The following is a 12,827-nucleotide window of genomic DNA, read 5'->3' as shown; positions in this document are numbered from 1 at the left end:
CGCACGTGGGCCTTGTCGTGCAGAAGTACGGAGGCTCCTCCGTAGCCGATGCCGAGGGCATCAAGCGCGTCGCCAAGCGGATCGTGGAAGCCAAGAAGGACGGCCACCAGGTGGTGGCAGTGGTTTCCGCGATGGGCGACACGACGGACGAGCTGATCGATCTCGCCGAGCAGGTTTCCCCGATCCCTGCCGGGCGCGAACTCGACATGCTGCTGACCGCCGGAGAGCGGATCTCCATGGCCCTGCTGGCGATGGCGATCAAGAACCTGGGCCACTCCGCCCAGAGTTTCACCGGCAGCCAGGCAGGTGTCATCACCGACTCGGTCCACAACAAGGCCCGGATCATCGATGTCACGCCGGGCCGGATCCGCGACTCGCTCGACGAGGGCAACATCGCCATCGTCGCCGGGTTCCAGGGCGTCAGCCAGGACACCAAGGACATCACCACCCTCGGGCGCGGCGGGTCCGACACCACCGCCGTGGCTCTCGCGGCAGCCCTCGACGCCGAGGTGTGCGAGATCTACACCGACGTCGACGGCGTGTTCACCGCCGACCCGCGCGTGGTGAAGAAGGCCCGGAAGATCGACTGGATCTCCTTCGAGGACATGCTCGAACTGGCCTCGTCCGGGTCGAAGGTGCTGCTCCACCGCTGCGTGGAGTACGCCCGCCGGTACAACATCCCGATCCACGTCCGTTCGTCCTTCAGCGGACTTCCGGGCACGTGGGTCAGCAGCGAGCCGATCGAGCAAGGGGACAAGCAGGTGGAGCAGGCCATCATCTCCGGTGTCGCGCACGACACCTCCGAGGCCAAGATCACGGTCGTCGGCGTGCCGGACAAGCCGGGCGAGGCGGCCACGATCTTCCGCACGGTCGCCGACGCCCAGATCAACCTCGACATGATCGTGCAGAACGTGTCCGCGGCCTCCACCGGCCTCACGGACATCTCCTTCACGCTGCCGAAGTCCGAGGGCCGCAAGGCGATCGACGCCCTGGAGAAGAACAAGGGCGGCATCGGCTTCGACTCGCTGCGCTACGACGACCAGATCGGCAAGATCTCCCTCGTCGGCGCCGGCATGAAGACCAATCCGGGGGTCACCGCCGACTTCTTCAAGGCGCTGTCCGACGCGGGCGTCAACATCGAGCTGATCTCGACCTCCGAGATCCGCATCTCGGTGGTCACCCGCGCCGACGACGTCCCGGAGGCCGTGCGCGCCGTGCACACCGCCTTCGGACTCGACTCCGACAGCGACGAGGCGGTCGTCTACGGGGGCACCGGGCGATGACCCGACGACCGACGCTCGCGGTCGTGGGAGCGACCGGAGCGGTCGGCACCGTCATGCTGAGGATCCTGTCCCAGCGCGCCGACGTCTGGGGCGAGATCCGACTGATCGCCTCGCCGCGCTCGGCCGGCCGCAAGCTGACCGTGCGCGGCGAACAGGTCGAGGTGGTGGCGCTCACGGAGGAGGCCTTCGACGGCGTCGACGTCGCGATGTTCGACGTCCCGGACGAGGTCGCCGAGCGGTGGGCGCCGCTGGCCGCCGCCAAGGGCGTGGTGGTCGTGGACAACTCGGGCGCCTTCCGGATGGACCCGGAGGTGCCCCTGGTCGTGCCCGAGGTCAACGCGCACGCGGTGCGCAACAGGCCGCGCGGCATCGTCTCCAACCCGAACTGCACCACCCTGTCGATGATCGTCGCGCTCGGCGCGCTGCACGCCGAGTACGGCCTGCGCGAGCTGGTGGTGTCGTCGTACCAGGCGGTCAGCGGGGCGGGCCGGGCCGGGGTGGAGACACTGCGCCGCCAACTGTCGATGGTCGCCGGTACGGAACTGGGGACCAGCCCCGGTGACGTACGGCGGGCTGTCGGCGACCTGACGGGGCCCTTCCCGGAGCCGGTCGCGCTGAACGTCGTGCCGTGGGCCGGGTCGCTGCGCGAGGACGGCTGGTCGTCGGAGGAGATGAAGGTACGGGACGAGTCCCGCAAGATCCTCGGACTGCCCAAGCTGCCCGTCGCCGTGACCTGCGTCCGCGTGCCGGTGATCACCGTGCACTCCCTGACCGTCCACGCCCGCTTCCAGGACGAGGTCACGGTCGGCGGCGCCCGCGAGATCCTCGCCACCGCCCCCGGCGTCGTCCTCTTCGACAACCCGGCCGCCGGGGAGTTCCCCACGCCCGCCGACGTGGTGGGCACCGACCCCACCTGGGTCGGCCGGGTGCGCAGGGCGCTCGACGACCCCACGGCGCTGGAACTCTTCGTGTGCGGGGACAATCTGCGCAAGGGGGCCGCGCTGAACACCGCGCAGATCGCGGAACTGCTTGCGGCGGAGTACCGGTGACGTTCGCGGCGCGGGCGACGCTCGGCGGGACGGCGGCCGGCCACCGGAAATTCCCCGGCCAGGGGCTTGGGCCTTTGTAAGATCTCCCGCAGGTGGATTGTGAGCCGGTCGACGGCCAGAACCACTTGTATCGGACACCTTTGGCATTCGAAGATTTCCTCCCCGCCCTCCGCAACCACGCGGAGCGCGGGGAGCGTCTTTGCGGTCACCCTTCGCGGGTGCGCGGGCGGGTGATCACGGCCTACGGGGACGCCGTGGTCGGGGCGTGGGGACGCCCGTTCATATGGCATACAGGGGAAGAGCGGGACACATGAGGGCATGGGAGACGCCGTCCGCGCGGCTGCCGGCGGGGGCGGGACAGGCGTCCGGGAGAGAGGCACCAGCGGGTGTTCCGGCGCCCGGCGCAAAACTCGCGGCCGACGCGTACAACCCCGGCGGGGTCAGGCGTGTCCAACAGGCGTGGCAGAGGTACTCGACTTCCCGGCGACCCGCGGCACGGCCCTACGGCCGCCCCGCGGCGCCCTCCGACCCCGCATGCCCGGCGCGCCCGGCGGCATGCCGGTGATCGCGCCCATGCCCGCAGCGCGGCCCGCCCGCGTACCCAGTCAGCGCGACACCGACGAGGTGGTCGCCGCCGGCACCACCGTGGACCACCTGACCGAGACCTACCGGGCCCACTACCGCTCGCTCCTCGGTCTGGCCGCCCTCCTCCTCGACGACACCGCCTCCTGCGAGGACGTCGTGCAGGAGGCATTCATCCGCGTCCACTCCGCGCGCAAGCGCGTCCGCGACCCCGAGAAGACCCTCGCCTACCTGCGCCAGACCGTCGTCAACCTCTCCCGCTCCGCCCTGCGCCGCCGCATCCTCGGCCTGAAGCTGCTCTCCAAGCCGATGCCGGACATGGCCAGCGCGGAGGAGGGCGCCTACGACCAACTGGAGCGCGACTCCCTCATCAAGGCGATGAAGGGCCTCCAGCGCCGCCAGCGCGAGGTCCTCGTCCTGCGCTACTTCGCCGACATGACCGAGGCCCAGGTCGCCGAGACCCTCGGCATCTCGCTCGGCTCGGTCAAGGCCTACGGCTCGCGCGGCATCGCCGCGCTGCGCGTCGCCATGGGGGCGGCGGCGTGAGCGCGCGGGGTGAGGGACCCGACGGCGGGGACCCACGCGAGCGGCGCGAGCCGTACGCGCGGCATGAGCCGACGACGCCGCCGGACAAGCAAGAGCCGAAGCAATCGCACGCTGGGAACGGAACCGTGAACCACCACCTCGACGACCCGAGCCCCGACGGGCTCGACTCGGACGAGCTGGCACTGCGCCGCATGCTGCACCAGGCGGTCCAGGAGATGGAGCCGAGCGACGGGACGCTGGACCACCTCCGGCGGGCCGTCCCCGCCCGCCGGGCCCGCAAGCGCCAGGCCGCCGTCGGGATGGCCGCCGCGGCCCTCTTCGTCGGCACCGCCGTCCCCGCCCTGCTGCACGTCTCCGACGTCGGCGGATCCGACGCCAACCCCTCCATCGCCGGCCAGGCCTCCCAGGCCCAGGGCGGCGCCGGTGAGGGCAAGGGCCCCGACGTCGGCTCCTCCGGCAAGGCCGGCACCCCCACGGGCACCACCGGCCGGCCGGGCCAGGACAGCACCGACCACCCCGACGGCGACAAGGCCTCCGGCAGCGCGACCGGCTCGCCCGACGGCACCGGCCCCGCCGCCACCTCCCGGGCCGACGCCCCCGCCTGCACCACGTCCCAGCTGGGCGACTCCAGCGCAGCCGTCGAGGTCCCCGACTCGGCCGGCGTCGTCTACGGCACCTTCCGTGTCGTCAACGTCTCCGACCGCGGCTGCACCGTCGGCGGCGGCGTCTCCGTGACGCCCACTCCCCAGGGTGCCGCCGACCCCGCGAAGATCAACCTCGTCGAGCACACCTCCGGCGACGCCGCGGCGAACCTGCCCGACCCCTCCCTCTACGTCTCCCGGCTGGCCCTCGCCCCGGGATCGGCCTACGACGTGAAGTTCGCCTGGGTCCCCTCCGAGACCTGCCCCACCACGGGCGACACCAGCGGCAGCACCACCGGCGGCCCCTCGTCCTCCCCGGACCCCTCCCCGAGCGAGCAGAGCAGCACCACGGGCGGCACGACCACCGGCGCCTCCGGCACGTCTCCGCAGACGTTCACCGAGGACGGCACGGCGGACGGCAGCGTCCTGGTGACGTACACCGCGGAGGGCGGCTCGCCGACACTGAGCGCGACGGTGCCGAACGCGTGCGCGGGAACGGTCTACCGGACGGGCGTACTGGCGTCCACGTCGGCGTCCTGAGCCGAGGGGGACGGGGCCGACGGGGGTGACGCGGGGGAGTCGGGCCCGGTGATCCCCAGCTCGGCGTCCCGCGCGAACTCGATCTCGCGGCGCAGCAGCCGGAACCACATGAACACCACGAACCCGGCGAAGACGAACCACTCACCGGTGTAACCGAGGTTCTGGAACGCCTTCAGGTCGAGACCCGTACCGCTCGGCGCGCTCGCGGGCACAGCCGTCATCCCCGGGTCGGCGGTGTCGAGGGTGACCCAGGCGTCGTAGAGGTCGTCGTCGACGAGGTTGACCAGCGAGGCCGTGCTGATCGCGCCGGTCTGGCCGGTCGGCAGGCCGCCCCGCGCGCTCACGCCGTTGTCGCCGGGCGTCTCGGACGCCTGGAGCGCGCCGGTGACGCTGACCTCGCCGGCCGGCGGCGCCGGGGCCTCGGCGGCGTCGGCCGTGCCGGGCAGCCAGCCCCGCACCACGGGCAGGGTCTTGCCGCCGTCGGTGCGCAGCAGCGTCAGCACGTAGAAGCCCTGTCGGCCGTCCAGCTCGCGGTCCGGGACCAGCAGCTGCTCGCCGTACCGCCCGCCGGCGGTGACCCGCTTGCCGGACGTGGCCTTGTCCACGGGCAGCATCTCGGCCAGCGGGCGCGGCGCCTGCGTGCGGGCCGAGTCGGCCCGCGCCTCGGCGGTGCGCTGGTCGTCCACGCGCGCCTCGAACCGGCCCAGCTGCCAGGACCCCATGAACACGCAGAAGGGGATGGCCAGCAGCACGAAGACGTTGATCCCCCACCAGCGGGGCGTCAGCAGAAACCGGTACACGCCGACAACGGTACGGGGCGGGAGCGGGGGAGCGGTCTGCGGGGTGGCCGCACCGGCTGTGACGGTCCGGGTTGTCCACAGGCCGGGGGCCGTGGTGCTCCGCCGTCGGCGGAGACGGGCACTATGGGGCCATGAGTGAGAGCAACGGGTCCGCCGCGCCGCAGCGGCACGAGGAGATGCCGGACTGGGAGAAGCGCTTCCGGGCGCCCCGGGTGTCGCTGCCCGACTGGGCCGAGGACGCGCCGGACCGCTCCCTGTTCGTCTCGAACGCGACAGGGACGTACGAGCTGTATGCCTGGGACCGGGCCACCGGCGAACAGCGCCAGGTGACGAACCGGGCCAATGGCACGACGGACGGCGTGCTCTCCCCGGACGGCGCCTGGATCTGGTGGTTCGACGACAAGGACGGCGACGAGTTCGGGGTCTGGCGCCGCCAGCCCTTCGCGGGCGGCGAGGACGAACTGGCGACACCGGGCCTCGACCCGTCGTACCCGGCGGGCCTGGCTCTGGGCAGAGACGGCCGTACGGCGGTGGTGGGCCGCTCCACGGACGAGGACGGTACGACCATCCACGTGGCGCGGTTCGGCGAGGCTCCGGTGGAGCTGTACCGCCACCGCGAGTCGGCGGGCGTCGGAGACCTGTCCCACGACGGCACGTTGATCGCGATCGAGCACACTGAGCACGGCGACGCGATGCACTCCGCGCTGCGCGTCCTGCGGCCCGACGGCTCCGCGGTCGCCGAACTGGACGACACCGAGGGCGGCACGCGGGAGCTGGGCCTGGAGGTGCTGGGCTTCGCCCCCGTCGACGGCGACACCCGCCTGCTGATCGGCCACCAGCGCCGCGGCCGCTGGGAGCCCCTGGTCTGGGACGTGGCGACCGGCGAGCAGACCGACCTGGCCCTGGATCTGCCGGGCGACGTGGGCGCGGAGTGGTATCCGGACGGTTCCGGTCTCCTGGTCTCGCACGGGTTCGAGGCCCGCAGCGAGCTGTTCCGCTACGACCTGACGAGCCGGGAACTCGTGCGGGTGCCGACCCCGCCGGGCACGGTCTCGAGCGCGACGGCCCGCCCCGACGGCAGCGTGGAGTACCTGTGGTCGTCGGCCGCCGAGCCGCCCACGGTCCGCTCGACGACCGGCGAGCCGGTCCTGGACCCGCCCGGCATGAAGTCCCCCGGCTCGGTGCCGGTGGAGGACGTGTGGGTGGACGGCCCCGGCGGCCGCATCCACGCCCTGGTCCAGAAGCCGGCGGGCACGACCGGCCCCCTGCCCGCCGTGTTCGACATCCACGGCGGCCCCACCTGGCACGACAGCGACTCCTTCGCGGCCGGCCCCGCGGCCTGGGTCGACCACGGCTACGCGGTCGTCCGCGTGAACTACCGCGGCTCCACCGGCTACGGCCGCGCCTGGACGGACGCCCTCAAGCACCGGGTGGGACTGATCGAGCTGGAGGACATCGCCGCGGTCCGCGACTGGGCGGTGGCCTCGGGTCTGGCCGACCCGGACCGCCTGATCCTCACCGGGGGCTCCTGGGGCGGCTACCTGACGCTCCTCGGCCTGGGCACCATGCCCGAGGCCTGGGCACTGGGCATCGCGGCGGTCCCGGTGGCCGACTACGTCACGGCGTACCACGACGAGATGGAAGCGCTGAAGGCCATGGACCGCACGCTGCTCGGCGGCACCCCCGAGGAGGTCCCCGACCGCTTCGAGGCCTCCTCCCCCCTGACCTACGTGGACCAGGTCAAGGCCCCCGTCTACATCTCGGCCGGCGTCAACGACCCCCGCTGCCCCATCCGCCAGATCGACAACTACGTGACCCGCCTGGAGACAAGGGGAGCCCCCCACGAGGTCTACCGCTACGACGCGGGCCACGGCTCCCTGGTGGTGGACGAACGCATCAAGCAGGTCCGCCTGGAACTCCAGTTCGCGGAGAATCACCTCGACCGCTAGAGGACACCGACACTGGCCCGGCCCTCCGGCCCCCCGACCGTGCCCGCGGCGCCCCTCCCCGGGGCGGCGCCCGCTCACCGGCCACCTGCCACCTGCCACCTGCCACCTGCCACCGGAGGAGCTTGCTTCCCATCGGTCGGGCGCGTGTGCCGCTTGGGGCGTGTCCGCCACCGGCTGGCCGCGCGTTCACCGGTGGGGGTGTGCCCGCCACCGGTCGGGAGCGCGTTCCACGCTGGGGGGTGCTCGCCATCGGTCGGGCGCGTGTGCCGCTTGGGGCGTGTCCGCCACCGGCTGGCCGCGCGTTCACCGGTGGGGGTGTGTCCGCCACCGGTCGAGCGCGCGTTCACCGGTCGGACTTTGTCCGCCCCCGGTCGGGAGCGCGTCCGCCGGTGGGGGGCGCCCCACCGGTTGGGGCGTTGCGGCGACCGCCCTGTGCTCCACCACTGGCCGGACGCTTTACCCCCCGGCCCCGTGCGTCCCGCGCGCTCCTGCGGCGTGCCCCTCACCCAGGGGGCCCCTCACCCAGGTGGCGCCTCGCCCACCAGCCCCGTCCGGCGTCTGAGGACGAGGCCCGTTCGGGGCCGACTGAGGGGACGGTGACGCGGAGAGCACCTGCTGTCCGGTGCCGGACCGCGGCCAAGGGCGCCGGGGACGAAGCCCCCGCCGGGGCCCGGGAGCGGAGCCCCGGTGAGGACGAAGGGGCGAAGCCCCTGGGGACGGGACGGGACGGATAGGGGCGGCGGGGTCGGGAAGAAGGCGACTACACCCCCGCGACCCCCCTCCGCCGCCGCCCCAACAACTCCGCCAGTCCCCTCCGGGTGGCCGCCAGCACCACCCGGTCCTCCCCCCGCAGCACATAGCTGTCGGGCAGGTCCCACACCAGCCCCGCCCCCCGCCCCTCGTCCCCGGCAGCCGCTTCCCGCCCCGCCGTGTCCAACGCCAGCACCCGCCAGTACCCGGCCCGGAACGCCTCCCCCACCGTCTTCCCGACGAGCTGCCCGTACCCCCCGACCTCCAGCGCGGCGAACATCAGCACCCGCCGCTCCACCGGAATCGCCCCCAGGATCTGCCGCCCCATCATCGCCCCCGCGAAGGACGGCGCGGCCAGGTGCGTCACACTCCGACTCCGCGTCAACGCCCGCGGATGCGCGGCCCGCAACGTGCGGTAGACCGCCGTCGCGAAATCGTCGTCGTACAGCCGCAGCACCACCCGCAGATCGTGCCGCAACGACCGCGCGTACAGAGCGGCCTCGAGATTCGTCGTGTCGGAGCTGGTCACCGCCAGCAGGGCGTGCGCCCGGTGAATCTTCGCCGCCTCCAGCACCCCCTCCTCGGTGACGTCCCCCAGTACCACCGGCACCCGCAACCGCCGCGCGACCGCGACCCCCCGCGCCTCGGGGGCGGCCTCGACGCACACCACGGGAATGTCCAGCTCACGCAGCCGCGTCAGCACCCGCGTCCCGATCTTCCCCAGCCCGAGCAGCACCACGTGCCCGCCCAGCCCTCGCGGCGGCCGCCGCAAGGCCCCGGCCCCGCGAAACGTCCCCAACGCCTCCAGCACAGCCGCCAGCAACACCGGCAGCAACAGCAACCCCACGAGGCCGGAAGCCAGTTGAAGCACCTGCCGCTCGGTCGACGCGCCCAGTGCCGGATCGTTGATCGCGAACAGGTCCAGCAGCGTCAGATACACCGCTCCCAGCGGATGAACCCCGGTGACCAGCCACAACGTCACCGCGAGCGCGACGACACACCCCACGAGCCCCGCCAGCGACCACCGCAGCCGCCGCGAGAACAGGGAGGCGAACGGCGCCACGACCCCCACCCCCCGCCCGGCGGGCAACGCGGGCCCGGCCGAGTACGACACCTGCTCCAGCACGACACTGCCCCGCCCGCTCGCGGCGGCGACGGTCGCCGCGTCCGGCAACAGCAGCGGCCCCTGCTCCCCGCTGGCCTCGGAACCGTCGGCGAAGGCGGGGTCGTTGCTCGTCGCGGACAGCAACGCGAGCGTGGCCAGACCGGGCTCGGCGACCCGCCCGGGTCCGGGGGCGGGCCGTTCGACGGCCCGCAGCAACAGCCCGTCCGTCTGGACGACCTTGGTGGTGCCGGCGACGGCGGTCGCGGCCAGCGCGGGTGCGGCGGTGTCGGCGTCGGACAGTACGGTGGTGGAGGCGTCGCCCGCTCCCAGCCCACCGCCACCACCGCCGACGGTCGCCAACGTGGCGGCCTGGTCGAGAAGTTCCTCGACGTGCTGCCCCAACCGCCGGTTGTACAAGCGCAGGACGAGCCGCAGCCGGGGGTTGAGCCGACGGGCGGTGAGGGCGGCGCGGATGTTCGTCTGGTCGTCGTCGTAGACGAGCGCGAGCGCGGCCGCCCGCTCCACCCCGGCCTCGGCAAGCACGGCCTCGGTCGGCTCGAGGGCCTCCAACACCCTTGCTCCGACGGCGGAGTGGCCACTCCCCGCACCGGAGACCGACCCCGTTCCGGGTCCCGATCCGGTCCCCGCCCCGCCACCGTTCCCGGCAGCGGCGCGACTGACGGCAGCGCTCACCACCCGGTCGAGCAGCGCGGCGGACACCGCACGGGCCCGCCCGACGACGGGCGGCCGCACCGTCCGTTCGTCGGGCGGTACGACGAGCGTGACCTGTTCCTCGTACACGCCGCGCAGCTCCGCGGCCAGCCGGTGCGCGAGCCCGTCGTCGCCGCACACCACCATGTGCGCGCCGGACTCTCCCGGCGCCGGACCCTGATTCGGTAGACCAGCCACGAGGGGAAAGACTGCCTCACCGGGACGAGCGGTTCCCGATCCGCCCTGAACAAGGGGGGCCGTGAACCCGTATGAGGGGGGAGGGAGAACCATGGAACCCGGAGGTGCCCCACCCGTGGCCGTAACCGAACAGGCCCCGAAGAAGCCGGGCACCCCGAACGGGGACGGCGGCCGGCCTCCCGAGGCCCCGCGCCGCCTGACCTCCCCCCTGGCCCTCACCCTCCTCCTGCTCCTCATGGTGCTGCTGCAGGCGCCCCTGCGCCGGGCCCTCTCCGCTCCGGTGATGCAGACCTGGACCACGGTGTTCGTGGCGGTGATGATCCAGGCGTTGCCGTTCCTCGTCCTGGGCGTGCTGCTGTCGGCGGCGATCGCGGTCTACGTCCCCCCGTCCTTCTTCGCCCGTGCGCTGCCCCGCCGTCCGGCGCTGGCGGTCCCGGTGGCCGGGCTGGCGGGCGCGGTCCTGCCCGGCTGCGAGTGCGCCTCCGTACCGGTCGCGGGTGCGCTGGTGCGCCGCGGTGTGACGCCCGCCGCGGCACTCGCGTTCCTGCTCTCCGCCCCGGCGATCAACCCGATCGTCCTGACGGCGACGGCGGTGGCGTTCCCCCGCGACCCGCAGATGGTCCTGGCCCGCTTCGTGGCGAGCCTGCTGGTCGCCTGCGTGATGGGCTGGCTGTGGCACCGTCTGGGCCGCACGGACTGGATGCGCCCGCCGACGCACGCACGGCACGAGGGCCAGAGCAAGGGCGAGGCGTTCTGGGAGTCGACGCGCCACGACGTGACGCACGCGGGCGGCTTCCTGGTGGTGGGCGCGATGGCCGCGGCGACGCTGAAGGCGGTGACCCCGGATCACTGGCTGCGCACGGCGGCCGACAACCCGGCGGTGGCGGTCCTGTCGCTGGCGGTGCTGGCGGTCATCCTGTCGATCTGTTCGGAGGCGGACGCGTTCGTGGCGGCGTCACTCACCCAGTTCTCGCTGACGGCGCGGCTGGCCTTCCTGGTCGTCGGCCCGATGATCGACCTGAAGCTGTTCGCGATGCAGGCCGGTACGTTCGGCCGCGGTTTCGCCCTCCGTTTCGCGCCCGCCACCTTCGTGCTGGCGATCACCGGAGCGGTTCTGACCGGGGCGGTGCTCCTGTGAACCGTCAGGCCCAGTCAGCGGTGCTGTTCCTCCTCGGCGCGAGCCTGCTGCACGCCGGCACCACCGACCTCTACCTGCGTTACGTGAAGGCGGGCCTGCGCCCCCTGCTCCTGGCGGCGGGCGCGGTCCTGATCGCGACGGCACTGGCGACGGCCTGGTACGAGTGGCGGGCGACGCGCAGCGCAAAGATCACCGCCGCCACCGCTCACCCCGAGCCCCGCATCTCGTGGCTCCTCGTCCTTCCCCTCCTCGCCCTGATCCTCGTGGCCCCGCCGGCCCTCGGCTCGTACAGCGCCACCCGCACCGGTACGGCCCTCCAGGAGCCGTTGGCGTACCCAGCGCTCCCGGCCGCCGACCCCCTCCGCCTCAGCGTGGTCGACTACGCGGGCCGCGCGGTCTACGACGACGGCCGTACGCTCACCGGCCGCCGCATCCAGCTCACCGGCTTCCTGGCGCTGGACCACGACGGCACCCCGTACCTGGTCCGCATGGCCCTCAACTGCTGCGCGGCGGACGCCCAGCCGGTCAAAGTGGGCCTGACCGGCCGGATCCCCCCGGTACTCCAGCCGGACACCTGGCTGGAGATCACCGGCACCTACACCCCGCACCGGGTCAAGGACCCCGTCAACGACGGCCCGATCCCCTTCGTGGAGGTCACCGGCGCGAGGCCGGTGCCGACCCCGAAGGATCCGTACGACGAGACGTGGAACACCTGAGACGGGCGGATTCTCAGGACTGGTACGGCTGCTGCTGCGGCTGCCCGTACGCCTGCCCGGACTGAGCGCCGGAGGCCTGCGCCACCAAGTGGTCGGCCTGCTCCTTCACCAGCTTCTGCTCCGCCCCGCAGAACGTGCACTGCGTGGCGTACTTCGTCGAGATCGGGAACAGCGGCACGAAGAACAACGTGAACTTCGTGACGCGCTTCCTCAGCGTGTGCGCGGACGGATTACCGCAGCGCCCGCACACCAGCGTCAGTATCGCGAGCTGGTACAGATATCCCTTGGTACCAAAGATGATCATCTCGCCGGTCCTTTCCCGGGTCGGTGCCTCCCTCCCACAGTGCGAGGAAGCAGCGTCTGACACCACTCACCATGCCATCCGCACACCACACATGATCCACCGGTCAGTGGTCCTCGCGGGCGACTCCGGCGCGGATCTCGGTGGGCGGGACGCCGGTGTCGGACGGCCGGGTCGCCGGGCGTCGTCGGCGAGCCGGGACGCCGGGCGTCCAGGGAAAGTCCGCTCCTTCCGCTACCAGGGCAGGTGCGGCCCCAACCCGGTAACGGACACACCGCAGCACTCCGCTACCGCATCGCCTGTCCGCTACCTGCCCCTGGGCTGCGCCCTGCTTGGCCCGCAAGCACGACAGAGGACCTGGTGCAACTTGCACACCAGGCCCTCTGACCAGCGTCGGGGTGGCGGGATTTGAACCCACGACCTCTTCGTCCCGAAGCAACTTGGGTGGGGGTGCTGCCTTGGGCTGGCGTGGTTCTCGCCTGCGCTGATGGTCCGCTGGCGTTCGCGCTCGTCCGCCG

General features: G+C 72.8%; 10 protein-coding genes. 7 read left to right on the top strand and 3 right to left on the bottom strand.

Features of this window, described 5'->3' with window-relative positions:
* The first annotated feature begins 5 nt into the window (after positions 1-5).
* From ACZ5Y0_RS14730 to ACZ5Y0_RS14715, 4 genes are all read left to right on the top strand, one after another.
* Positions 6-1,283 (top strand): aspartate kinase, encoded by a 1,278-nt coding sequence (locus tag ACZ5Y0_RS14730; RefSeq protein WP_467509954.1) that lies wholly within the window; start codon positions 6-8, stop codon positions 1,281-1,283.
* On the top strand, positions 1,280-2,332 hold the full coding sequence (locus tag ACZ5Y0_RS14725; RefSeq protein WP_469129034.1) for an aspartate-semialdehyde dehydrogenase: 1,053 nt from the start codon (positions 1,280-1,282) through the stop codon (positions 2,330-2,332). The genes ACZ5Y0_RS14730 and ACZ5Y0_RS14725 overlap by 4 nt, the downstream gene beginning before the upstream one ends.
* A gap of 459 nt (positions 2,333-2,791) precedes the next feature.
* Positions 2,792-3,460 (top strand): SigE family RNA polymerase sigma factor, encoded by a 669-nt coding sequence (locus ACZ5Y0_RS14720; protein ID WP_469129033.1) that lies wholly within the window; start codon positions 2,792-2,794, stop codon positions 3,458-3,460.
* 125 nt (positions 3,461-3,585) lie between these two features.
* Positions 3,586-4,641: a hypothetical protein gene (locus ACZ5Y0_RS14715; RefSeq protein WP_469129032.1), complete on the top strand. Its 1,056-nt coding sequence runs from the start codon at positions 3,586-3,588 to the stop codon at positions 4,639-4,641.
* Here the strand turns inward: ACZ5Y0_RS14715 and ACZ5Y0_RS14710 are convergent.
* Positions 4,602-5,441 carry an SURF1 family protein gene (locus ACZ5Y0_RS14710; RefSeq protein WP_469129031.1) on the bottom strand — a complete coding sequence of 280 codons (840 nt, stop codon included), beginning with the start codon at positions 5,439-5,441 and terminating at the stop codon, positions 4,602-4,604. The two genes, ACZ5Y0_RS14715 and ACZ5Y0_RS14710, sit on opposite strands and share 40 nt — an antisense overlap.
* A gap of 131 nt (positions 5,442-5,572) precedes the next feature.
* On the opposite strand from ACZ5Y0_RS14710, the gene ACZ5Y0_RS14705 reads away from it, so the two are divergent.
* Positions 5,573-7,390 carry a S9 family peptidase gene (locus tag ACZ5Y0_RS14705; protein ID WP_469129030.1) on the top strand — a complete coding sequence of 606 codons (1,818 nt, stop codon included), beginning with the start codon at positions 5,573-5,575 and terminating at the stop codon, positions 7,388-7,390.
* 760 nt (positions 7,391-8,150) lie between these two features.
* Here ACZ5Y0_RS14705 and ACZ5Y0_RS14700 read toward each other — a convergent pair.
* A complete protein-coding gene (locus ACZ5Y0_RS14700) occupies positions 8,151-10,103 on the bottom strand; it encodes an NAD-binding protein (RefSeq protein WP_469129185.1) in 1,953 nt (650 codons plus the stop codon).
* A 166-nt stretch (positions 10,104-10,269) separates the two neighbouring features.
* Here ACZ5Y0_RS14700 and ACZ5Y0_RS14695 point away from each other — a divergent pair, with 166 nt between their 5' ends.
* Complete coding sequence (locus ACZ5Y0_RS14695) at positions 10,270-11,292, top strand: permease (protein WP_469129029.1); 1,023 nt, start codon at positions 10,270-10,272, stop codon at positions 11,290-11,292.
* Positions 11,289-12,008, top strand: coding sequence for a TIGR03943 family putative permease subunit (locus tag ACZ5Y0_RS14690; RefSeq protein ID WP_469129028.1), 720 nt, complete (start codon positions 11,289-11,291; stop codon positions 12,006-12,008). Before ACZ5Y0_RS14695 ends, ACZ5Y0_RS14690 begins: the two co-directional genes overlap by 4 nt.
* Positions 12,009-12,021: 13 nt before the next feature.
* Here ACZ5Y0_RS14690 and ACZ5Y0_RS14685 read toward each other — a convergent pair whose 3' ends face one another.
* Positions 12,022-12,312, bottom strand: coding sequence for a zinc-ribbon domain-containing protein (locus ACZ5Y0_RS14685; RefSeq protein ID WP_469129027.1), 291 nt, complete (start codon positions 12,310-12,312; stop codon positions 12,022-12,024).
* Positions 12,313-12,827: the final 515 nt, after the last annotated feature.

The sequence above is a fragment of the Streptomyces sp. NPDC033216 genome (assembly GCF_055577115.1).
The sequence above is the reverse complement of the archived record's forward strand: the minus strand, read 5'-3'. Positions and strand labels throughout refer to the sequence as shown.